Source organism: Candidatus Bathyarchaeota archaeon (assembly GCA_025059045.1).
Classification (GTDB): domain Archaea; phylum Thermoproteota; class Bathyarchaeia; order Bathyarchaeales; family DTEX01; genus JANXEA01.
Window position 1 is genome coordinate 102,317 of sequence record JANXEA010000010.1, and the last position, 20,699, is coordinate 123,015.

Annotated in this window: 27 protein-coding genes; 12 read left to right on the forward strand and 15 right to left on the reverse strand. The window is 45.2% G+C overall.

Translation table 11 applies throughout. The annotated features are described in order from the left end of the window. Positions 1-28: 28 nt before the first annotated feature. Positions 29-1,159, forward strand: coding sequence for a DUF1512 domain-containing protein (locus NZ952_03880; protein ID MCS7120325.1), 1,131 nt, complete (start codon positions 29-31; stop codon positions 1,157-1,159). A gap of 9 nt (positions 1,160-1,168) precedes the next feature. Beyond that, a complete protein-coding gene (locus NZ952_03885) occupies positions 1,169-1,561 on the forward strand; it encodes a hypothetical protein (GenBank protein MCS7120326.1) in 393 nt (130 codons plus the stop codon). Between the two features lie 10 nt (positions 1,562-1,571). On the opposite strand, the gene map is transcribed toward NZ952_03885, so the two are convergent. Continuing rightward, the gene (map, locus tag NZ952_03890) at positions 1,572-2,471 is read right to left on the reverse strand and encodes a type II methionyl aminopeptidase (GenBank protein ID MCS7120327.1); all 900 of its coding nucleotides are present in this window, start codon (positions 2,469-2,471) and stop codon (positions 1,572-1,574) included. A gap of 217 nt (positions 2,472-2,688) precedes the next feature. On the opposite strand from map, the gene NZ952_03895 reads away from it, so the two are divergent. From NZ952_03895 to pfkA, 4 genes are all read left to right on the forward strand, one after another. Further along, positions 2,689-3,162 (forward strand): response regulator, encoded by a 474-nt coding sequence (locus NZ952_03895; GenBank protein MCS7120328.1) that lies wholly within the window; start codon positions 2,689-2,691, stop codon positions 3,160-3,162. A gap of 51 nt (positions 3,163-3,213) precedes the next feature. Further along, positions 3,214-3,513: a hypothetical protein gene (locus NZ952_03900; GenBank protein ID MCS7120329.1), complete on the forward strand. Its 300-nt coding sequence runs from the start codon at positions 3,214-3,216 to the stop codon at positions 3,511-3,513. Positions 3,514-3,603: 90 nt separating this feature from the next. Continuing rightward, entirely contained in the window at positions 3,604-5,742 is a 2,139-nt protein-coding gene (locus tag NZ952_03905) for a PAS domain S-box protein (GenBank protein ID MCS7120330.1), read from the forward strand. Between the two features lie 66 nt (positions 5,743-5,808). Then, positions 5,809-6,771: a 6-phosphofructokinase gene (gene pfkA / locus NZ952_03910; protein ID MCS7120331.1), complete on the forward strand. Its 963-nt coding sequence runs from the start codon at positions 5,809-5,811 to the stop codon at positions 6,769-6,771. Between the two features lie 9 nt (positions 6,772-6,780). Here the strand turns inward: pfkA and NZ952_03915 are convergent, their stop codons facing one another. The 6 genes from NZ952_03915 to NZ952_03940 all read right to left on the reverse strand — a co-directional run bounded on the left by NZ952_03915 (position 6,781) and on the right by NZ952_03940 (position 12,103). After that, positions 6,781-7,872, reverse strand: coding sequence for a radical SAM protein (locus NZ952_03915; GenBank protein MCS7120332.1), 1,092 nt, complete (start codon positions 7,870-7,872; stop codon positions 6,781-6,783). Positions 7,873-7,952: 80 nt separating this feature from the next. Continuing rightward, positions 7,953-9,008 (reverse strand): AmmeMemoRadiSam system radical SAM enzyme, encoded by a 1,056-nt coding sequence (gene amrS, locus NZ952_03920; GenBank protein ID MCS7120333.1) that lies wholly within the window; start codon positions 9,006-9,008, stop codon positions 7,953-7,955. Positions 9,009-9,133: 125 nt separating this feature from the next. Beyond that, positions 9,134-9,412 carry a UPF0147 family protein gene (locus NZ952_03925; protein MCS7120334.1) on the reverse strand — a complete coding sequence of 93 codons (279 nt, stop codon included), beginning with the start codon at positions 9,410-9,412 and terminating at the stop codon, positions 9,134-9,136. 123 nt (positions 9,413-9,535) lie between these two features. Continuing rightward, positions 9,536-10,600 carry a hypothetical protein gene (locus NZ952_03930; protein MCS7120335.1) on the reverse strand — a complete coding sequence of 355 codons (1,065 nt, stop codon included), beginning with the start codon at positions 10,598-10,600 and terminating at the stop codon, positions 9,536-9,538. Positions 10,601-10,671: 71 nt separating this feature from the next. Further along, positions 10,672-11,337 carry a cyclase family protein gene (locus NZ952_03935; GenBank protein ID MCS7120336.1) on the reverse strand — a complete coding sequence of 222 codons (666 nt, stop codon included), beginning with the start codon at positions 11,335-11,337 and terminating at the stop codon, positions 10,672-10,674. 43 nt (positions 11,338-11,380) lie between these two features. Continuing rightward, positions 11,381-12,103 (reverse strand): N-acetyltransferase, encoded by a 723-nt coding sequence (locus NZ952_03940; GenBank protein MCS7120337.1) that lies wholly within the window; start codon positions 12,101-12,103, stop codon positions 11,381-11,383. Between the two features lie 123 nt (positions 12,104-12,226). On the opposite strand from NZ952_03940, the gene NZ952_03945 reads away from it, so the two are divergent. Beyond that, the gene (locus NZ952_03945; protein MCS7120338.1) at positions 12,227-12,496 is read left to right on the forward strand and encodes a hypothetical protein; all 270 of its coding nucleotides are present in this window, start codon (positions 12,227-12,229) and stop codon (positions 12,494-12,496) included. Between the two features lie 165 nt (positions 12,497-12,661). On the opposite strand, the gene NZ952_03950 is transcribed toward NZ952_03945, so the two are convergent. The 3 genes from NZ952_03950 to NZ952_03960 all read right to left on the reverse strand — a co-directional run bounded on the left by NZ952_03950 (position 12,662) and on the right by NZ952_03960 (position 13,687). After that, a complete protein-coding gene (locus tag NZ952_03950) occupies positions 12,662-12,979 on the reverse strand; it encodes a hypothetical protein (protein ID MCS7120339.1) in 318 nt (105 codons plus the stop codon). A 104-nt stretch (positions 12,980-13,083) separates the two neighbouring features. Continuing rightward, positions 13,084-13,248 (reverse strand): hypothetical protein, encoded by a 165-nt coding sequence (locus NZ952_03955; GenBank protein MCS7120340.1) that lies wholly within the window; start codon positions 13,246-13,248, stop codon positions 13,084-13,086. A gap of 28 nt (positions 13,249-13,276) precedes the next feature. Then, positions 13,277-13,687: a zinc-ribbon domain-containing protein gene (locus NZ952_03960; GenBank protein ID MCS7120341.1), complete on the reverse strand. Its 411-nt coding sequence runs from the start codon at positions 13,685-13,687 to the stop codon at positions 13,277-13,279. Between the two features lie 86 nt (positions 13,688-13,773). On the opposite strand from NZ952_03960, the gene NZ952_03965 reads away from it, so the two are divergent. Further along, the gene (locus NZ952_03965) at positions 13,774-14,145 is read left to right on the forward strand and encodes a zinc ribbon domain-containing protein (GenBank protein ID MCS7120342.1); all 372 of its coding nucleotides are present in this window, start codon (positions 13,774-13,776) and stop codon (positions 14,143-14,145) included. A gap of 76 nt (positions 14,146-14,221) precedes the next feature. After that, a complete protein-coding gene (locus NZ952_03970; GenBank protein ID MCS7120343.1) occupies positions 14,222-15,346 on the forward strand; it encodes a GH3 auxin-responsive promoter family protein in 1,125 nt (374 codons plus the stop codon). Here NZ952_03970 and NZ952_03975 read toward each other — a convergent pair. The 5 genes from NZ952_03975 to NZ952_03995 all read right to left on the reverse strand — a co-directional run bounded on the left by NZ952_03975 (position 15,343) and on the right by NZ952_03995 (position 18,537). Continuing rightward, a complete protein-coding gene (locus NZ952_03975; GenBank protein MCS7120344.1) occupies positions 15,343-15,645 on the reverse strand; it encodes a hypothetical protein in 303 nt (100 codons plus the stop codon). The genes NZ952_03970 and NZ952_03975 overlap by 4 nt on opposite strands. A 34-nt stretch (positions 15,646-15,679) precedes the next feature. Then, the gene (locus NZ952_03980; protein MCS7120345.1) at positions 15,680-16,252 is read right to left on the reverse strand and encodes a nitroreductase family protein; all 573 of its coding nucleotides are present in this window, start codon (positions 16,250-16,252) and stop codon (positions 15,680-15,682) included. Positions 16,253-16,403: 151 nt separating this feature from the next. Then, positions 16,404-16,649, reverse strand: coding sequence for a hypothetical protein (locus tag NZ952_03985; GenBank protein ID MCS7120346.1), 246 nt, complete (start codon positions 16,647-16,649; stop codon positions 16,404-16,406). A gap of 33 nt (positions 16,650-16,682) precedes the next feature. Further along, entirely contained in the window at positions 16,683-17,486 is an 804-nt protein-coding gene (locus NZ952_03990) for a hypothetical protein (GenBank protein MCS7120347.1), read from the reverse strand. A gap of 121 nt (positions 17,487-17,607) precedes the next feature. Then, a complete protein-coding gene (locus NZ952_03995; GenBank protein ID MCS7120348.1) occupies positions 17,608-18,537 on the reverse strand; it encodes a hypothetical protein in 930 nt (309 codons plus the stop codon). 187 nt (positions 18,538-18,724) lie between these two features. Between NZ952_03995 and NZ952_04000 the strand changes: the two genes are divergently transcribed. The 3 genes from NZ952_04000 to NZ952_04010 form a co-directional block, all read left to right on the forward strand. Continuing rightward, positions 18,725-19,039 (forward strand): hypothetical protein, encoded by a 315-nt coding sequence (locus tag NZ952_04000; protein ID MCS7120349.1) that lies wholly within the window; start codon positions 18,725-18,727, stop codon positions 19,037-19,039. A 132-nt stretch (positions 19,040-19,171) separates the two neighbouring features. Continuing rightward, a complete protein-coding gene (gene cas6, locus NZ952_04005) occupies positions 19,172-19,894 on the forward strand; it encodes a CRISPR-associated endoribonuclease Cas6 (GenBank protein ID MCS7120350.1) in 723 nt (240 codons plus the stop codon). Then, the coding region (locus NZ952_04010) for a TM1802 family CRISPR-associated protein (GenBank protein ID MCS7120351.1) at positions 19,894-20,699 on the forward strand (806 nt) is incomplete at its 3' end. The genes cas6 and NZ952_04010, both read left to right, overlap by 1 nt.

Below are 20,699 nucleotides of genomic sequence, written 5' to 3' on the forward strand. Positions count from 1 at the left end.
TTATTCTTGGATGGTGTAAGGAAGATATATGATGGCTGAAGTGGTACTGCAATTAATGCAAGGCATGGCTTCTCAGGATAACATTGGCCTATTGATTCAGGTAGCGTGGCTTGCATTCTTCGTATTTTACTTGCTATATGGGCAGAAGCTGCAGGTTAAGGTTATGTTGAAGGAGGTTGAAAGTTCACTTTATAGGCTAAAGGCTATGAGAGACCAGGGAAGAAGCATAGCGATTTCAACTATTAAGGAGGTCGGTAACCTCTCTGAGGACCCCTCAGCACGTGTTGATCGAATCCTTGATCACGTTTACATTCCGCCAGTTGATCTGGATCCTAGCGGAATAATTCGAAGGCTTGAGCATATAATTGACGTACGGGACTTCAGATTCAAAGATGAAGTGAGACATATGGTTCCCAATGCGGATGAGACTCAGATAAACAATTTGACGAATATGCTTGAAGCCGCTTTGGCCCTCAATGAAATCTACAAGTACGTTAGGCATTTCTATCTTTTAGGTAAGAAGACATCAAGTTTCTACATTGTATTACAGTTGCAGATGATATTGCCACAGATAATGAAGGAATGCGAGGCCTTTGCCAGTGCGCTGAGAGCCTTCACACTGGGTCAACCAATCGGCGATGGGATTGGCGCACTGGTCTCGGCGAAACTAATGTATGGGAGGGCAAGCCGGGAGATAGCTGAGGACATTGTAGTGTCAGAGGTTCCCATCGAGGGGAGAGTGGCCTATGTCCTCAAGGCTAAGGGACCTGGCGGAAATGTTGGAAAGCCAGGGGAGGCTGTAAAGCAGATACTTGAGGAGAGGGAAGGTCGTGTTGCTCTGATAATCCTAGTCGACGCTGCACAGAAGCTTGAAGGCGAAAAACCTGGTGAAATTGTAGAGGGGACAGGGGTCGCGATTGGGGGTCCAGGGGTTGACAAATATAAGGTTGAGGAAGCCGCGACGAAATATAAAGTGCCTGTTCACGCCATTTTAGTTAAAGAAGGAATAGGCGACGTCGTCTCTACGATGAGAAAGGAGATATCGAATAGTGCTGATGAGGTCATTAAAAGAATCCATAGAATAGTGCTTGAGAACACGAAGCCTGGCGATTGCTTAATAATCGCCGGTATTGGAAATACTATGGGCATTGCGCAGTAGTGATGAATTATGAATGAGAAATCGTCTTCCGTTGAAAAAGTATCAGCGTTTTTTATAGCAATCATAGCCGTATTGCTGGCACTATCCATATTTTCCCTCTTCCAAGCATTCGAGATCTATAGGCGTACAGGCTTACCGGACTTTCTAGCAATATTTCTCAGCATCAGCGCGATTATATTATCATTTTATATGGTCTTTCAGTTGAAAAGTAGGCCTATAAAACTCGGCTTTGAAATTCCGAAAGTTTTCACCAATATTCAATGCAGAAGCTGCGAGTTCCGTCAAGTCAGAGAGTTCCAGAAGGGAGATTACATTTTTAGGCAGATGGATCCCTGCCCAAAATGCAACAGCCCGACATATGTTTCCTCGATCTTCAGAGAGCCTGAGGAGAAAGAGGAGTAAACAGATTATGCTAAGTTAATACTGTTACACCTCTGCTTCCAACATATACTGTATGCTCTACCTGCGCAACCGTGCATCCGCTAGCCTCTACGAAGACGGGATATCCCATAAGACACTTTGAACCCAAAAGTTCCGAGAACGCTGACCTATACTTATCCTCAGTCAAATATTCTTTCAGCCATCTCTGCGCGAATGGTAAAGTGTGGAACTCGTTCTCAATATGTTTAAGAAGGGTTCTTGATTCCGAAGATTTCAAAGGTCTCCGCTTGGTAAATCTGAATATATGCATTTCAGGCCCATTCTTCACTCTCCCAGCTGCATTCCTGACTGTTACGAAAGGCTCTATTGCATAGATTTCTCCCTCAAGAATCCTGCTTGGAAAAGAATGGGATATGTTTGGCAAAGATTTACCAGCATGGATTGTGTATCGGCTGATAAGGTGGCCAGTCAAATTTGAGATTGGTTTGAAACCGTAGCTCTCGATGACCCCTTGTATCTCCGATCCGACCTTTGATGTTGAGATCCCAGGTCTCATAATCCTGATCGCCGCCTCCAATGCTTTTTCAGCGGCATGAACCATACCTTCATAATCGGTATTAAAACAGACGGTTGTCGCAGTATCCGCAATATAGCCGTCAATATGTACGCCGATGTCGATTTTGACAATAGACCCTTCAGGAATCCTTTTCTCATCACCTATTGGGGAAGTATAATGTGCAGCGACATCATTAACTGAAATATTGCATGGAAAAGCCGGCTTGCCGCCAAGGTCTCTGATCATCCCCTCAATCTTTTCACATATCTCGATGAGAGGTTTATCTTCTTCAACCACACTTTTCACCTGTTCTCTAACCTTGGACGCGATTTCTCCGGCTTTGTAATACTGTTCAACCGCGTCACTTGAGATCATATCATCGCTCCCTCTATGACTGTGAGACGGGCACATGTTTACTTTATCTTCTTATACTACAAACATCAGACCTACTGATTATTCATTATCTAAAGAAGATATTAAGGTAACATCTTATGAACACATAATTAAAGTTCATAAGCGATTTAATGGAGCAATTTTTGAAGAAGATATGAGGGCGAGGTGATTTTATCGAAATTGAAGGGAAGACAGACTGATGAAGAGCAGACCGAGAATATTGATAATCGATGATGACGAAAACATAAGAAAGGTCCTATCTATGATCCTAGAAGACAAAGGGTACATAGTGGACGTCGCAGAGGATGGGGAAGAGGCGATAAAAAAATCTCAAAAGAACTTCTATAACCTGGCATTAATAGACATAAAGCTGCCGGACATGGAAGGAACCGATCTTCTGACAAGAATGAAGGAGACGACGCCGAAGATGATAAAAATCATACTGACCGGCTACCCTACATTGAAGAATGCAATAGACGCTGTGAACAAGGGTGCTGACGGCTATTTAGTAAAGCCTATCGATGTAGACGCCTTATGTCACGTGATTGCGGAGCATCTGAAGAGGCAGGAGGAGGAAAACAGGTTCAGCGAGGAGAAGGTTGCGGAATTTATAGAGACGAGGGCCAGAGAGATGAAGAGTAAATCCAAGCCTAGGAAGAAGCCGGAGAAATGAGGCCCCATGAAAACTATCGCCAGTAGCAGAATTCAAGCTGGGGAAGAGCTGGTGCTGAAAGTAGTGGAAGAGGTTTTGATTAATGTTCTTGGGGAGAAGGCGTTTACGCGGCTTGTAAAAGCGTTGAGAAGGAACTTCTCACTTGAGTGGCATGAAATTCCAAGTAAGAGCGACTTGTTCTCCTTTGCACTTAAGGAGATGCTGGGCATAGGCTCAACAATTATTGAGGATCTGATAATAGAGAATTTGTATCTCAAGCTGGGACAAGAGATAAGGTGGAGAAAAGACTACAAATTCTCAGACTATATAAAAGAGATTCTATCGGCCGCAGACGGGGATAAACGTGCATGACTTATGGTCATAGGCTACGAGTAGCCTATGGGGGACGCTTGGAGCCCACATGCAAAACAGAAGGCCTATTGATTAAATGGGGGACCTGTAATGCTACTTTACGCAGCCATGTTACTCACGCTCAGCATTATCGCAATAATGTTTGTGATCCGTAATCTAATATCAAAAAATACGAGCAGTATTATCGGTTCTATAGTCATCTCAGCAATTCTAATATGGTCGCTTGGACTGACCCTTGAGATAAGTAGCTCCGACTTCTCCACTAAACTGTTATGGAATAAGATTCAATTTATCGGGATTGACCTCCTTCCATCAACATGGCTCATTTATGTTCTTTATCTTCTAGGATATGGGAGGTGGTTAACCAGAAGATTGGTTTGCCTTCTAAGCATCGCTCCAGCTGTGAAACTGCTGCTTGTTTTCACTAATGAGATGCATGGCCTAATTTATGAACAGGTAAGCCTAAACCCTTATGACCCGAGACTACCGTTAACCGTCCATTATGGTCTTGGTTTTTGGGTCTTCTTCATTTACATTTACGCTCTTCTTTTGTATTCATCGGTTTTCTCTCTAGCCACCTTATTTCGCGCATATACTCTATATAAATCTCAAGCGGCGGCTCTTTTACTAATCACGGTTGTCCCATGGGTTAGCAGCGCGTTCGTCTACCTGAGACTTCGCGTCTTTCCAATGGATTTTACACCGGCCATATGTCTTGTTGCTTCGATACTACTATCCTTAGTTAATCCATCCCGGCTGCGTCTCAAGGATGTTATCCCAGTCGCCCATAAAGTCGTTCTGAACAGCATAAGTGATGGAATAATCGTGATGGACGAGCATAACAATATTCTTGAGCTTAATAAGGCCGCGGAGGCGATGACTGGTTTATCGAATAAGGATGCGCGGGGAAGAGCTGCCTCTGAGATTCTGAGTTTTATCCCGAACCCTTCATCAAGTGAGTTGTGCAATGATAGCGGCCGGGAGGTTTCGCTGGGAGGGAAGACGTATAGCCTACACTTTTCAACTGTCTCTGACTGGTCTGGAAATCCCAGATGCAGAATCCTCGTTCTGCATGACGTGACAAGAATGAAACTCATGGAGGAAGAACTGAAGAAGTACACGGAGCATCTGGAAAGCTTAGTGAAAGAGAAGACAAAGAAACTTCAGGAGAGCCAATCCTGGCTGACGAATGTGTTCACCGCGTCTCCCGACGCGATATTAGTTGCCGACATTAAAGGAAACATTGTTGAATGTAATCATGCGACATTAACGATGTTTAAATTCCCTTCTAGAAATGATGCGATTGGGAAGAATGGTCTTAATTTTGTTGCTAAAAAAGATCATAGGAAACTCTCGGAGATCTCAAAAGTGCTACTGAAAGAGGGTCTTGTGAGGAATATTGAGATCACCCTTCTGACCGCGGATGGCAAAGAATTTGCAGGGGAAGTTTCTCTGAGCCTAATTAGGGACTTAGAAAACAATCCAGCCTACATAATCGCAATGGCTAGAGACATAACTGACCGCAAGGAGATGCAGAAGAAGCTACTTAGGTCGGAACGGCTTGCCGCAATAGGCGAGTTAGCTGGAATGGTGGGTCATGATCTTAGGAACCCGTTGACCAGCATACTCGGCGCATCCTATTATTTGAAGATGAAGTATAACTCCATTCTAGACGAGAAGAGCCGCTATATGCTGAAAATAATAGAGGATGACGTTAGGTATGCGAACAAGATTGTCGATGATCTTCTCGACTACTCCAGCGAGATACGTCTAAATCTTAAAGTGGTCAATTTAGCCTCGCTTATATCCGAATCATTAAGGATTCTGGAAATACCGAATAATATTGAAGTTGTGAAGCTAGTGGATGAGGGGGTGAAGCTTGAGGTAGACATTGAAAAGATGAAGAGGGTATTCGTCAACATAATAAGGAATGCCGTTGAGGCTATGCCTGTCGGTGGGAAGCTCACCATACAAGCAGTCAAATTTGACGATAGGGTGGAAGTCACGTTTACGGACACGGGGATCGGTATACCTAAAGAGATGCTTCCAAATCTCGGGAAACCATTGTTCACGACGAAGCCAAGAGGCATGGGCTTCGGACTTGCGGTATCAAAACGTTTTGTTGAGGCGCACAATGGAACGATTAGCTGGGAAAGTACTTATGGGAAGGGAACAACAGTAAGGATAATCTTGCCATTAAGCAGACAGGAAACTGATCATAGCGGATAATTGTTAAAATACTTCTTGAATAACCTTTGTTATTTAATTCTTGAGCCATTAATGGTGAGGATAATGGTGAAAAAGATCGGTCTAGTAACTGCTGGTGGGGACGCTCCTGGAATGAATGCTGCCATTCGCTCGGTCGTCCGCTCCGCGATCTACATGGGATTGGAGGTGATAGGGTTCGAAAGAGGGTATGCAGGCCTCATACATAAACAGTGGCGGCCTATGACCATGAGGTCCGTCAGCGGGATAATCAATCTGGGAGGAACGATACTTAGGACTGTAAGATGCGCGGAGATGGAGACTAGGGAGGGTATAGAGAGGGCTGCTGAAAACCTTAAAGATCTAAATGTGGATGGGCTCGTGGCCATCGGTGGCGATGGAACCTTCAGAGGTGCGGTTGAACTCCAAAGGGTAAGCGGGGTATCCGTGATTGGGATTCCGGCGACAATCGATAATGATGTTGCTGGAACGGATAGTACGATAGGTTTTGACACCGCGGTCAATACGGCTGTCTCCGCGATAGATAAGATTAGGGACACCGCGACTTCACATGAGAGAATATTTGTGGTCGAGGTTATGGGGCGAAGGAGGGGTTTCCTCGCGTTAGAAGTTGGGTTAGCCGGGGGAGCGGAATTAATTCTCATACCAGAAGTGAAATTTGACCTAGATGAAATATGTGAGAGGCTGAGGATGGGGCTGCATGAGGGGAAGACCTCGCAGATCATCGTTGCGGCTGAGGGGGTTGGCTCCACCTCTGAGATTGCGAACTACATAGCGAAAGAGACACAATATCAGGTTCGCTTGACTGTTCTTGGTTATGTGCAGAGGGGTGGAAGTCCCTCGGCGGTTAGCAGGATACTGGCCTGCGAGTTTGGTCATCTGGCAGTTCAGCTGCTCCTTAATGGGGAGAAGGAGAGGCTTGTCCGAATTAAGGATGGGAAGATAGGGTCTATGAGCCTCTATGAGTCTACTAGGCAGGTTAAGGAGATCGACCTAGAAAAATACAGGTTGGCTCACATACTGTCATTGTGAGCTGGATTGTTATGTTATGAAATTGGAGAGCCCGGCTTCTCTCGCCAGTTCTACCGCTTTTTTCATCTCATTGAACGTCAGTCTTCTCCTGAGCTCAGGGATTTCATGGGCTCTCCATTCAGGTCGATACTGGAACATTAGGTTTACCCTAACATTTTCTCCCAATTTTTCAGATATCCATTTTAAGATAGGTTCTGTGCAGCAGGATAAGTGTCCGGGGAGGACCAAGACCCTTATGATGAGCTCGCCGAAACGTTTTCCGTATAGGTGGTTCCTCCTGCAAACCTCTACGTAACCAGGGGCATCCGAAATCTTCTCTGCGCATTCATTTTGGCCATACTTGAAATCCAAGAGGTATATGTCTGCAAATTCGGCGAGAAGCTTAGCTGTCTCCTCACTATAGTATGAGTTAGAGTTCCATACAACCGGTATGTTTACATTCACGTGCTTGAACGCTTCAAGCCAGAGGGGGAGCCATGGCGTCGGCTCCCCGCCAACTAGGTTAGCGTTTCTGCAACCATTCCTCCTCAGACCCTCTATAGCCTGGGCCAGCATTCTCGGCGTGTAAGCCTTTCCTTCCTCATACCACTGGGATATTGACCAGTTTTGGCAATGTAGGCATCTTATTGTGCAGCCCATTGTGAAGATGGTTCCAGAAGGGACTAGCTCCGGCTCTTCGCCCATATGCTCGAAGATGGATGACACTATCATTTGCGACCCGCATCTGCAGTAGCCGAGTTCACCATTCAACCGATTTTTCCCGCACTTCCTATTGCAGAGGCAGCAGTTCTCAAGGATGCGATTTGCTATTGCTATCTTCAGGTCTAGGAGGGACTTCTGGGGCAGATCAGCATTTTCTACTTTTTCTTCACCATTGTCTATCTGGTCCTGGATGCGAAAGAATTCTTTTGAGAGATCATCATGGATTCGCCATAATCCGCTTAGGCTTTCATCTTCTGAAAAATCTGCTGGAATTCTCTTTGCGATCAAGAATTTCGCCGGCTTCTTATCTTGCATTACGGCGAAGTATCTGGGCAGGCTTGCCCTCACTTTCTCATCATTAAGAACCGAAACTGCATCGGGCCTGAATATGGTGATCATTTTCTCAGAATTTTAAATAGGCCTGTCCAACCTTATTAACGATATGTTCTTCTAGTATGAGATAGATTTGGAATTTCCCATCACAATATGGGATATGGGAATGAGAAGCCTTTATTGTGGAATCTTCCGCGAATCGGGATCTTGTTCCCGCAATTGGAACAACGCATATCTTCGGTCAAATTCCATCTTATAACTTCATAACCGTACCTTTTGATCACGGTCTCTCCGCAAATGGGGCAATAGGTGTTCTCATACCTGTGACCTGCAACATTACCTAGATACACGTAGTCTAGGCCAGCTTCTCTTGAAACATCGTAAGCCTTCTCTAATGTTTGAATCTCGGTTGCACGGATCTCGGTGAGGTTATAGTCTGGATGAAACCTGAGAAGGTGGAAAGGAGTATCTCTGCCTAAATTCTCTTTTATCCAGGAAGCAAGTTCCCTTATCCTTTCTAAAGAGTCGCCTATCTCGGGTACAACTAAATTTGTTACCTCGATGTGGATTCCGCACTTTCTCATTTCACGCAGAGACTCGTATATTGGTTCAACAGAGGGGACGGATGAGAACTTCCTATAAAACTCTGGATCTCCGCCTCCCTTGAAGTCTACAGTAGCCGCATCCAAGTATGGTGCGATCATTCTAACAGCCTCCGGTGTCATGTAACCGTTAGTTACAAAGGTGTTGAAGATTCCTTTTTCATGGGCAAGAATGGCCGTATCATATGCATACTCAAAAAATATTGTTGGTTCAGTGTATGTGTAGCTTATACCTTCACATTCATAATTCTCGGCTGTTTCTACCACCTTCTCTGGGGGAAAATCCTTTCCAACGATGTCCCTTTCTTGACTAATTGACCAGTTGTCACAGAATTGGCATCTGAAGTTGCATCCTACGGTCGCAATTGACAAGACTGTGGCGCCTGGATGGAAATGTGAAAGAGGTTTCTTTCCAATTGGGTCAGCATTCGCGGCGCAGATCCTCGCATAGTTTAATGCATATAGTCTTCCCGACTCATTCTTTCTCACCCCGCAGAAACCGAAACCGCCATCCCTGATTATGCACCTGCGACCGCAGAGATTGCAGCGTACCATTTTTCCCTGGATCTCTTCATAGAGCATGGCTTCACGTTTATACATGAATAATTATGCACCTATAGGGTTCTACTAGCCTTTTCCTCTAAATCCTTTCCTCCATGCCGATTTGCAGACTCTCTCTTCAATATTACTGGATTAATTATTACGTGTATGGGGCGATATGAGTTCTAATCTTTGACTGCCTCCAGTAGGCTTATAACATTCCATAATTTGACGCGGGTGTATGGAGGCATGTTTGGATCCTGAAGGATCTCATCTAGGATGGATACAGCGTTCGAGGCTCTAACCCCCATCGTATACGTTGTGAGCTGAAGTGTCTCCATAGATTCTTTGGCGGCTCTTCTAATGTTTCTGGGGGTGGTTGTATCCTCTGAGACTTGACCGAGGATCCTTATCGCCTGCGTTATCCTTTCTTCATATTCCTTCTGCTTCTTCTTGCTGACCATATGCAGCCCCCCAAGCGATTGTTGACGGCATAAGGTTCTGTTCATGATTCGTATTGATCAAGCGAGATATAAGCTTATATTTTTGGAGTTTTCTTTTCGGGAAAATAGGTGGGGCAGAATTTTTTAGGCGTTATATTCTCCGTATTTTTTTACTAGTTCTATGACCCTCATATAGTTCTGGAAACTTACATTTTTCGGTATAGAGTGGTCTGAGTGATATATGTATCCTCCACCTTCCTTTGCGGCCATTATCTTCTTTCTTATTTCATCCTCAATGGCTCTTAGATCGTCAAGAGCCATTAATCTGGCATCGATTCCCCCCATGAAGGAAATTTTGTCGCCAAACTTCTCTTTTAGTTCTACAAGATCCATACCGGCTTTAACCTCTAATGGTTGGAGACAGTTTATCCCTTCCTCGATGAAGTATGGTATTAGATCTTTCACCCTTCCGCAGCAGTGGAGAATTACAAACATCCCTTTACCGTGAAAGAACCTGCATAGCTCCTTGAATATTGGGTGAACCTGTTCCTCGTAATGTTTGGGGGAGAAGAAAAGGCCGGATTTGTAGCCTAAATCGCAGAAAAGGAAGGCTCCATCAAATCTGAACCCTCCCTTAATCATCCGATTGCACATTTCCATAACTAATTTAGCGTCGGTTTCATACATGTCAATTACCCAGTCAGGTTCTTTGAGAATTGCTTTCAGTAGGCGTGGCGGCGCCACGTATTTTTGTATTTTGTCGTAGCAGACTGTAGCATTATAGGTTATGAATCTGCCTTTAGAATGCTCCCTACGAAATGTCTGTAAACCTGTCACCCAGTCCACTCTATAGTCGCTTGGCTCAAGTCTCTGTTTAATCTTCTCCCAGTCATCTCTTTTCTTGCATGGATAATCAATTATTAGGGGCGTTGTGGAAAAATCGCGGTGATTCATTCTTATCCCGCCATATTTATCTCTCTCCACAATATACTCATCATTCTCTGAGATTACCTCGATGGGGAACTGTGGAGAAGTATCCGCCTCAAAGCAGGATATCTCGAATCCAAAATAATCTGCGGGCGATACAGATGCGGGTAGACCCTCTTTGCGCCATCTTTCTATCGTCGCTTGCCAAATGTTATCGTGAATAGGTATCCTATCCGCCTCTTTATGACGAAGTGCTAGGCTGACCCTCTCTCGCGGAATCAATTGATCGGCCCCCTATCTAATGGTTAGAACAACGTTACGCCTAAATTAATTTAATCGAGGTGATGTTCTAATCATGTATTATTTTCTATGGGTTCTAGTGCTATTGCACGGATCCATGAGGAGTCAAGGTAGGCGATGCGGAGGGGTAAGCCGATGAAGAACACTTTCTCTTTTCTAATTTTTTCAAGGTTAATCAGACCTTCAATTATAGGTATGTCCCTTCTTAGAAGATTGTTATGGGTTGACATGAGACCGTCCGGCGCCTCGACCCTGACATTCTGCACACCAAGCATCTTTATGGGTCTCTCGGCAAGACATGCTGCGGCTTCTGGTGAGATGTAGGGTGACCCCTCTCCCACATATGGGCTCCACATAAGCACAATATCTTTGCTCTCAACTCTCAGGAGATGAGAGGGCGTTATAGCCGCCCCTCTCCCATCTCTTGGTTTTAAGAAGTCAAACTTCAGAACTATTGCTTTACCTATGAAAGTGTCGATGGGCATCTGTGAACATGATTTTCCATTCGGAAGCAGATGTGCGGGGACTTCGACGTGTGTTCCTATATGGGTCTCAGTCTCGACCCAATGCATATATGTTTTGTCCGGTGCATAGATGAATTGGCGTGCCTCAAACCTTCTAGTCTCATTTCCATGCTGGTATTCTCCGCTGACTTTTAGAAGTCCGGGATAAACTTCGCGGGAAAGATCGATTATCCTGTACTTCTCTAAGCTGATCATATCCTTAACATCACACCCATTGCCTTTGATGAAAATTTATCTTTCATATTGTTTGAGGGTTTATGAGCCTTTCCCACGCGTCTCTTTTCCGGTCAAATTCTTCGCGTGTCATATAATGGCGTGCTGGAACCCCCAAGACAACAGTGTTTGCTGGCACATCCCTTGTGACCACTGCTCCAGCGCCGACTACCGAGTTCTCGCCGATCTGCACCCCAGCGATAATTGTGACGTTTGCACAGATTATTGCGCCTCTTTCCACGGTAACCCCGGTCATGCGTCTGCTTGGCGGATAGGGGTCGTTCGTAAAGCATACGCGTGGGGATATGAAGACGTCGTCGCCGATGACGGTTAAATGAGGTAGATAGACGTTAGATTGGATTTTCGTTCTCTTCCCAACTCTGACTGAGCCGTCTAATATTGATGATGAACCAATAAGCGCCTCCTCATCGACGAAGCTTCCTTCTCTAATCAGGACATTATGTCCAACTCGGACTTTATCGCCTAATGAAGCCGTCTCATAAATAACTGAGCCGGAGCGGACTATGCACTCCCTTCCCACAGTTGCTCCCTTGCTCACCGCATCATATTCTTCAAATCTAAAGGGATGGGAAGAGAGAATGGTTTTAATCGTCTTCTCAGATGGATAGCCAATCATGACGTTTTTCCCAAGCAAGGTCCCGTAGCCTACGGTGCTTGGGCCCAAAACAACTACATCGGGCTCAAGATAGCCCTCAACCCTCGCCCTACTAGAAATGAACCCTGACATTGACTCTCATCATCTCCCACAGACGCGGGTTATGGAAATTATTTTATAGACATAAAAACATCCATAGATACTTATATATATTAAAACTATCAATCTTTATTCTACCTTTTAAGGGGCGGTCTGATGGCTCGGCGGACTAAGGCTGAGACCCAGGCGATGTTCAGGGCCGTTGCCATCCTGATAAGGAACACAACATGGAAGTGTGGCAAGATTGAACGTTTAGTGATCAAGTATCTGCAGAACCACTTAAGAAATAATGGGACCGCTTGGTCATGCATAAAGGATATGATGCAGCACTTTAAACTTCAGGGGAAGCAGAGAAGCGAATTCTATGATGCGCTTAGAAGGCTTGAGAGAAGGGGGATCATAAGGATAGAAGGAACAATAGACTGAGGCCCGATGAGGGATTATTTAAAACTAAGACTTTCTCTGAATTAGATCCACTATTTCCACTGTACGCTTGACATGGATCCCTATTTGGAAATGTGCAGAGCTTATGGGCCTTTTTCCTAAGAATGTGAAGAAAGTATGGGTTTGCGTCTGAGTTGATCTATGAGACTACTCCTTGGTTTGTATGAGATCACCCTTGGGTCTCATGTATTCTATCCTTGCTTTCACCTTTTCAAGTTCTTCTTGGAAGCCTCTGATCTTCCTTTCGAGTGCGGTTTTCTCCGCCTCTATCTCGCCTCTTCTCCTTCTGATGGGAAATAGTCTCATCTCAAGTTGGCTGTATTGGTATGGGTCTCTGCATCTCCTGAGCTCCTCGTGGATCCTGTTCTCTTCATCTACCACGGCAGCGTATTTAGCGTCGATCTCCTTCTTCTGAGCCTCAAGCTCCTTTAATGATTCCTCAATATTCCTTTGTTCCTGTCTCAATCTCTCTATGGCTGTTGTTGTGGACATGGTTGTAGATGAGAGGCGAAGGTATTAATAAGTCTCACGTCTACCTCGGCTGCTAGGCTGCTGGCGTATGGGTGTGCTTAAGCAATCCTATTCCCACATCTTCTTTTTGGGGCTGTTTGGAGTATCGCGTTCATGATTATTAGTAGGCCCAAGCCTATTACGAAGTATGCGAGCGTTTCTTTCGCCGATATGATGTTAAGCGCGTATTCCGTTAAGAGGTATGAGATATAGAGGCAGAACAATCCGCCGATAAGGTCGCAGCATGCTTTCTTAGAGCCTTTTTTCTAGGAGAATTCTTAGGGCTGATAGCAGGAAGCCCCATATGCCAATCGCCTTGAAGAAGTAGATTGCGGAGTCCAGGACCGGCTCTGGCGGTTTGATGAAGATTTTTTGGTCGGCCATTCTTTGGATGTAATTAACGATTAGTGAGACGTCTATTGGATTCGCTAGGTACGTCAGAGCTAGGACCATGAGGAAAACGCCGATCGAGGTGGCCTCTAGGATCCCGGAGATGTAAGGTTGCTCCTTTATAACGGTTTTCTTTTTTAGGGATGCATCTTCAACTCTAAGAGATGAGCCGCATCTTGGGCAGAACTTCATATCCAGTTCGACTTTCTGTCCGCAATTTGGGCATTGCATGCCGCCAGTATTTTCCGCTTCATTCTTCTGTTCATGTTGCATGGACAAAACATTTCCTAATCATTATGGATTTTTGAAAATAATAATTGGGGATCCGCGTAATAAAGGTTTAATTTTTAAGCGGAAATTTGAGCGGGGAGGATGCAAGGCTTTTTAGGGAGATGGTGCAAAGTATTGGCGAGGATAGGCTCATGGTGTATTGCGCTAAATGTGGGGCTCAGAATCCTGATGACGCTAGGTATTGCATCCAATGCGGCACTCCGCTTCATATCAGCAGAGAAAGAAAGGAGAAGGAGGAGAAACATGAAAAACATGAGAAGAGCGAGATTTGGTCTCCTAGACTTTTCTTGCTGCTTATCGGTTTCATAATCTTCTTTTGGGGGTTAAATCAGCTTCTTGAAGTGCTCCTTTCGGTCTCCGTCCCACTTATGCCCGTTATCCTGATGATCATCGGTTTATACATAATATATAGGGCTCTAACTAGGACGAGGCCGAGATAGCCTCTGCTAATAAATGCTGGAGAGGCTTCCTCTGATATTTATGGGATCATATAGTGCAGTTCAAATGGGTTTGCCATTGAATGATAAGGATTTAGCTGGAATGATCCTTGAGCCTATGTTTAGAAGCCTGGAGGATCCTGCTGAGGCTCAGCTTAACCTTCTCTTCCGGCTGAAGGATCTATATCGCAGAACGGAGTATGGTAAGGAGAGATCCGTTAAGGATGTTTATAGCGTTGAAGATTTCCGCCGGTTATTCCCGAAGGTAGAATACTCGGGGCTGAAAAGGTATATTGAGGAGGTGAAGCGTGGGAGGTATGGGGCGCTACTGCCGGAGCCCCCTGTCTGCTGGGTTATGACTAGGGGTTCAACTGGGAGAGCTAAGGTTCTGCCAGTAACGAGGATGCATCTTGAAGACATACTTATTTGCGGCGCTAGGGCTCTCGTTAATTACGCTCTTAGGAATGGCGATATGCGTGTCTTGGAGGGAAAGATCCTTAACCTCAATTTCCCCTCTAGGGTTTCGTTCCTCGATTATATGGGGAACCAGGTGCCCTACGGTTATAGTTCAGGTACTTATGCTAGGCTTCTGCCCGAGCTTGGGAGGGTGAGGCTTGTTCCGCTGCAGGATGAGGTTGACGCTTTGGGCTCGGGTATCGAGGTTGCGGATTGGGAGAGAAGGTTCGAACTCGTTTATAAGAGGGCTTTTGATGAGGACGTCACAGCGGTCATGGGGGTCGCGCCGGTTATACTCTCCTTCGCGGTTTTCGTCAAGAAGAGGTTTGGAAAACTTCCGCGTGACGTCTGGAGGGTAAGGGCTCTGTTCTGCACCAGCGTCCGAAAGATTCATTATAGGTATGCGCCTGTTCTACGGAGGTATTTTGGGCAGGTGCCAGTGGTCGAGATATACAGTGCGACTGAGGGGGTCTTTGGGCAGCAGATGGACTCATACCCATACATTCTGCCGAATTATGACAGGTATCTTTTCGAGGTTGAGACGGGTAGGGGGGTTAAGATGCTTTATGAGCTTAGAAGGGGTGAGTGGGGGAGACTAATAATCTCCTCATGTATGCTTCCCCGTTATGATATAGGCGACATGGTTGAGGCTATGGGTAAAAACTATTTTAGAGTGTTTGGCAGAGCCACAGGGCTTCACATATTGGAGCATAGGCTATACAGGCTCTTTTTCGGCTGGCTCCTCTAGGGTTTAGGATGCCGCTTAACCGCTGTGATGCCGGATAAGACAGCAGCCGCGATGATTGCTATCCCAAGCAACAGGAGAACGTAGGGCCATGCTTCCTGAAGCGATATTAGCCTGAGATGCATTAGGATCCAAAATGCCCCTGCGAAGATGAGCATTACGCCTACTAGGAGATTGATCGCCGTATTTGTTTCGGTCTTCTCATTTATGGATGCGATGCGAAGTCTCTCCGTTTGTTGGGAGACAGCTGCGAGAAGAATATATTGGCAAGCATCTGCTTTACGGGGAGAATTAACTCTCATATGGGAACACATTGGTGGTTCGCCACGTATTGATTCATTTGTAGCCATTCCATTTTACTATTTCATCTAGACTCCGCTTCGGAACGTGGAGTACGCCCATCTCATCAAGCCAGTATTTCACGTCGTTTCCCTTCATCTCCTCCACGACGGATTTTTGGGATGGGTATCCAATTGCGACGGCTAGAAGTATGTCCAAGTGCTCGGGCACGTTGAGCACCCTTCTCAGTTTTTCCCTGTCAATTGCGCCGAGGATGCATGAGCCAAGCCCCTCGTCATAGGCGGTCATGGATATGCTCATTGCGGCTATGCCGGCGTCGACGCTTGCCTCCCCACTTATACTCTTATCTAGGAGGATGACTATGTAAGCCCTCGGCTTCTCATCTTGGCTATGCCTGAAGCCGGGCAGGTATCCCGCCCACCTCAGCGTCTCATAGACCTTTTCGAGAAGGCTCTCTTCGTCGACGATTATGTATTTTAGAGGCTGCCTGTTCGCGGCAGATGGCGAGAGCCTAGCGGCGTCCACGCATTTAAGAAGAACTTCCCTCGGAACTGGCTCGGGCTTAAACTTTCTGATGGTTCTTCGGCTTATAATCTTCTCGTAGATCAATCATGCCACCCTTAAATGGCTTGTGCCATTCGACATGTTGGATATGGCTTCTCAGCATATTTGAGTTTCGTTCATAGAAGCGTGAAAGAGTCTCATCTGTTTCCATCGATTACCAAAATATGGTTATCACGTGGAATGGTCTATAGGCTCGCTAGATGATGAATGCTATAGGCTCCTCTTTCCTCTTTCTCCTTCCTAAAAGCCAGGCTTTTATGAAGTCTTCGATTTCACGTTTGTTGTATGGGTCTTGCCATGCGCCTTCTAATGCTTGACACTCGTTCACAGCGCCTATAAGCCCAAAATATGCTATGAGCTCGCGGTATAATTCTTCTTTCTCGGCCTGGTTGAGCCAGACTTGCATCGCATTTAAAATAGCGTTTAATACTGCTCTGCTCATCTCTTCTCCAACTACTTAGTTTCAGGTTCTATGTTAAAAGGTTACCTCCCTTCTGATTAAGTCTTTCACAATGGCTTTTATCAAGAAGTTTATGTTATTGAACGTGTCTTCCGAAAAATTTCGGCTTACCTCGCCTATTATTTTCTGTATTGTCAATCTATATTTCTTTTGGAGATGCTTGATCTTTCCTTCTAAGCTTTCTATGATTTCCCAACCGTGGTTTGGGTTTCCGAGGAGCGGTATGGCGCATGAAATGTCCCTGATGGTTAGGACTAGGTAGATTATTCTGGCTGTTGGATGGCGCCTCGCCAACTTCCATGCTAAGAGGTCCTCGTCTGAGGGTTCAAGCATAAACTTTGCGTATGCAATCTGATCCTCGACGAATCCTCCTTCAACAAGGAATTTTGTGACGTTATATTCCTTTGCCCCCATGTATGCTCCTTGAAGGACGTGTGCGACAAGATGCTCTGATAAGTCTAACTCGAAAATGGCCTGCTTTAACTCGTCTGGAAATATCGCCATATAATACTCAGGTGAGCCGTGTAGGATTGAGTGGGCTGATTGGCGTCTGACGCCTGCCTCAACAACCTTTGCAGGTAGGCCCGAAATCCTATCCAGATAGATGTTTATTACCGGTTTTCCATCTGAAGCGTCATGGCTGGCGAAGAATCCCAGACCCTTTGAAGTTTCATGTATGCTGAGGGTTACGGGGTATGTCATGGGTGGACCCAGCCTCTCAAAGCAGTCGACGACGATGCTCAGCATCTTTTCCGCTAAGTCTTTGTCAACGTTTCCGAAGGTCTCAATTTTCACAAGTCTATCATGTTTTTTATCCAAGGTCCGCTCCTTCTACGAGTATTTTTGGAATCCATATCGACTGCTCGTTGGTCTATAAACTATTATTGGAAAGTGTTCTTTTACCTTTTTGGGATTAGCGTGATGAAATAGTTTTTACGCCTCAAGTTTTGCTTAAGGCTTCTTTCACCATTGCAATGCGTTTGCAGAAGGCGCATGTATCGCCCGATGATGGGAAACTGCAGGTCTTGCATCGGCTGAGATTCGGCTTCCTTGCGAGGTTTTCAACAGCCGGCATTATCTCTAGGAAGCGGTTCAGGAGCTGATGTTTAATGGCTCTGTTTTCCTTCGAGAGCGTCTCTAGGGCCTCGGCTCTTCTTTGCACCGCGGTTCCGGCTGAATAAGGGCATTCAATCTCACGGAAAGGGATCTTGGTATACGTGCAGTAGAGCAGATTCTCTTTCTCGGGGCTCTTTAAGAGGGGCTTAACCTTCGACGCCATGCCCTTGTCAAGCGGGGGAAGAACCGGCTTAATCCTAACGAATTGTTCCCATCGTCCATAGAGGAAGTTTTCGAACATCACGCCTACTATGTCCTCTAGATTGTGTCCAGTCGCTAAGACATCGACATTAGCTCTGACGGCCAACTCTTCCAGGATGCGGCGCCTAATCGTCCCGCAGACAGAGCAGAGCTTCCCCTTATACGCGGTCTTCTTAAAGTCTTCGACCCTTATATCCAGCTCCTTCGGAAGGCTGAAGACGTGGAATTCAACATTCAGCATTGAGGCAAGTGCTTCAGCCTTCTCCTGACAGTGGGCGGAGTACATTGGAATGCCAAGATCCACGTGTAAAGCTTTTAGCCTAAGCCTAGGATAGGCTTGGCGTAAGGCATGCAGAAGCGCTGCACTGTCCTTCCCGCCTGAAACCGCAACCCCGACAACATCATCCTCACGGAACATTTTGAACTCTTCAACGGTCCTCCGCACCCTTGCCCTATAAAACTCGACGAAGCAGTTGGGGCAGAGGCTTAGCCTAGCATATGGAATAGTTGCCACAGCCCCTAATATTCGGCACCTGCTACAGCGGGCTGACATAAGAATCGCTTTCAGCTTAATTGGTCCTGCATGCTGGAAGAATGTGCGTCTGTTTATAAATAAATTTACGTTTCAGTGATGATCAAATAACCTTAAACATGATGCGGTAAATAAGAGGCTGAAAAATCTTGGGTTCCTCATCAATTCTTCAACATGGAAGAGCGGGGTTTGCCGCTAGCAGAAATTCATGCTAAACAAGGCGCCAGCAACCAAAGCCTCCACCCCAAAATCGGAAAACATATCTTCGCTCCACAGCACTTTCAATTCCCTTTATGGGATTTATCTTCTTGACCGGAGAAGAAGGGACCAGCATGGCTTATACGCCGCACTTAGTAACTCCGAAGCCTCGTGCGGTTTCCTCCTATGGTGGAGAAAACCGAACCTTGCAAGCGTAACTGCTAGCCTATTCCACTCATTTCTATGGATAGCAAAGGAGACTCTGCTCACCCTATGCGCAGCCCTTCAGAGAACGGAAGCTCAAATAGAACGGCATCTCTCATAATTGCTCCTGCAATTTTTTAGTCAAAGTCCACCGCCGACCAATTTGTTCAAAGCATCGAACCGCTTACCTTTTAAGGCATATTTTTAGAATTTTAATTTAAGAATTGTTGGGTGAATTTTTGTGAGATTGCGATTGACCCTTAGGGAACCACGACTTGATCAAGTTGTTTTGCCTACACACTATAATTACCTTATTCAATCCGCTATCTATTGTAATATCTCGAAAGAGTTGGCTGATTTTCTTCATAATAGAGGATTCTTTTTCGGCAAGAGGCGTTTTAAAATGTTTACATTTTCAAGGCTTCAGGGTCACTGCAAATTGATTAGAGATAGGAAGGAGTTCTTGTATAAGGGTGACTTAACTCTGCACATTTCTTCTCCTATTGAGGAATTTATTGGAAGCCTTGCAGATACTATTGTAAAGAAGGGGTATATTGTTTTGGATGATCGTGAGTTGAGGGTGGTTGAGTTAGCTTTTCCTGCGAGACCAAATATAGAGGATGGTGAGTTGAGAATTCGTATGCTTTCTCCTTTAACAGTTTATAGTACGCTAATGAGTTTTGAAGGCAAGAAAAAGACGTATTATTTTTCTCCTTATGAAGAGGAGTTCTCTGATCTAATCAATTCAAATCTTCAGAAGAAGTATTTTTTGTTATCAGGTAAAAGCGTAAAATCAGAAATTGATATTAAACCTTTAAAAGTCAAAGAAGTTATTACGTTATATAAGGGGACAGTTGTGAGGGGTTGGACGGGCAATTTTCTTCTAAGCGGTCCAGAATATCTCATTATGACAGCATATGAAGCTGGTCTTGGCGCTAAAAATTCGCAGGGCTTCGGAATGTTTGAGGTGATTTGATGTTTCAAGCCTTAAAGGAAATTGGTGAGGCCGTCCTATCCGCTGGTGTATGCGATTTTAAAATTGAAAAAATAAAGACGAAGGGCAATGAAACCCTTCTTGCAAAGGTAATCTTCAATTTGGATAACGGGAAGCTAGAATGTGACTGCAGCTTTAGATGCACCCAAAAAACTGCAGAGGAGTATCTTTGGATCGGCAACGCAAAAGGACAGAAACCGCAAATGGTACTCACAACCAACAATCCTAAGTATCTGCTTGACTCAGGTAAGCCAAAAAAGTGGGCTGTTGGGCAGATAATAAGTAGCTTTGACGGAAAATTCAGCGACCCAGACATCCTGAAGCTTCTATTTTTTCTCAAGGAAATAAAACTGAAGTTCTTCTCCGCAAAGAAAAGCTACATCGAGGATCTGGATGAACTACTTGGTGAGGTAAAGAAACAGATAGCCCTTTACACGGTTTCTGTGAAGAAAGATGGAGCGATCATAGACTTGGTAAAGGAGCCTGGATATAGGAAACTCCTATTTTACGTCGAATATGCAAGTGAAAGTGATGAGTATCCGATTATGCGAGGCGTTTGCCACGTGTGCGGTGAGAGAAAAGATGTATTAACGAACCCCTCCTACCGCGGGGGCACGGTATTATGCATCTATAACCTTGATAAAGCGGGCTTCATGCCCAGTTTAAGCAGAAACCCAGAAGCGACGATAAAGGCGCACGCCGTATGCATAGAGTGTAAAAGAAAACTTTTCTTGGGCCTGGGCTTTTTGGAACAAAACTTAACTGCCACCATAGGCGAAAAACAGCC

What these genes read in the sequence shown, in the direction of transcription:
- NZ952_03880 (MCS7120325.1), top strand. Translation starts at nt 29, where the DNA reads ATGATGGCTGAAGTGGTACTGCAATTAATGCAAGGCATGGCTTCTCAG.
- NZ952_03885 (MCS7120326.1), top strand. Translation starts at nt 1,169, where the DNA reads ATGAATGAGAAATCGTCTTCCGTTGAAAAAGTATCAGCGTTTTTTATA.
- map (MCS7120327.1), bottom strand. Translation starts at nt 2,471, where the DNA reads ATGATCTCAAGTGACGCGGTTGAACAGTATTACAAAGCCGGAGAAATC.
- NZ952_03895 (MCS7120328.1), top strand. Translation starts at nt 2,689, where the DNA reads ATGAAGAGCAGACCGAGAATATTGATAATCGATGATGACGAAAACATA.
- NZ952_03905 (MCS7120330.1), top strand. Translation starts at nt 3,604, where the DNA reads ATGCTACTTTACGCAGCCATGTTACTCACGCTCAGCATTATCGCAATA.
- NZ952_03915 (MCS7120332.1), bottom strand. Translation starts at nt 7,872, where the DNA reads ATGATCACCATATTCAGGCCCGATGCAGTTTCGGTTCTTAATGATGAG.
- amrS (MCS7120333.1), bottom strand. Translation starts at nt 9,008, where the DNA reads ATGTATAAACGTGAAGCCATGCTCTATGAAGAGATCCAGGGAAAAATG.
- NZ952_03925 (MCS7120334.1), bottom strand. Translation starts at nt 9,412, where the DNA reads ATGGTCAGCAAGAAGAAGCAGAAGGAATATGAAGAAAGGATAACGCAG.
- NZ952_03935 (MCS7120336.1), bottom strand. Translation starts at nt 11,337, where the DNA reads ATGATCAGCTTAGAGAAGTACAGGATAATCGATCTTTCCCGCGAAGTT.
- NZ952_03940 (MCS7120337.1), bottom strand. Translation starts at nt 12,103, where the DNA reads ATGTCAGGGTTCATTTCTAGTAGGGCGAGGGTTGAGGGCTATCTTGAG.
- NZ952_03945 (MCS7120338.1), top strand. Translation starts at nt 12,227, where the DNA reads ATGGCTCGGCGGACTAAGGCTGAGACCCAGGCGATGTTCAGGGCCGTT.
- NZ952_03960 (MCS7120341.1), bottom strand. Translation starts at nt 13,687, where the DNA reads ATGCAACATGAACAGAAGAATGAAGCGGAAAATACTGGCGGCATGCAA.
- NZ952_03975 (MCS7120344.1), bottom strand. Translation starts at nt 15,645, where the DNA reads ATGAGAGTTAATTCTCCCCGTAAAGCAGATGCTTGCCAATATATTCTT.
- NZ952_03985 (MCS7120346.1), bottom strand. Translation starts at nt 16,649, where the DNA reads ATGAGCAGAGCAGTATTAAACGCTATTTTAAATGCGATGCAAGTCTGG.
- NZ952_03995 (MCS7120348.1), bottom strand. Translation starts at nt 18,537, where the DNA reads ATGTCAGCCCGCTGTAGCAGGTGCCGAATATTAGGGGCTGTGGCAACT.
- NZ952_04000 (MCS7120349.1), top strand. Translation starts at nt 18,725, where the DNA reads ATGCTAAACAAGGCGCCAGCAACCAAAGCCTCCACCCCAAAATCGGAA.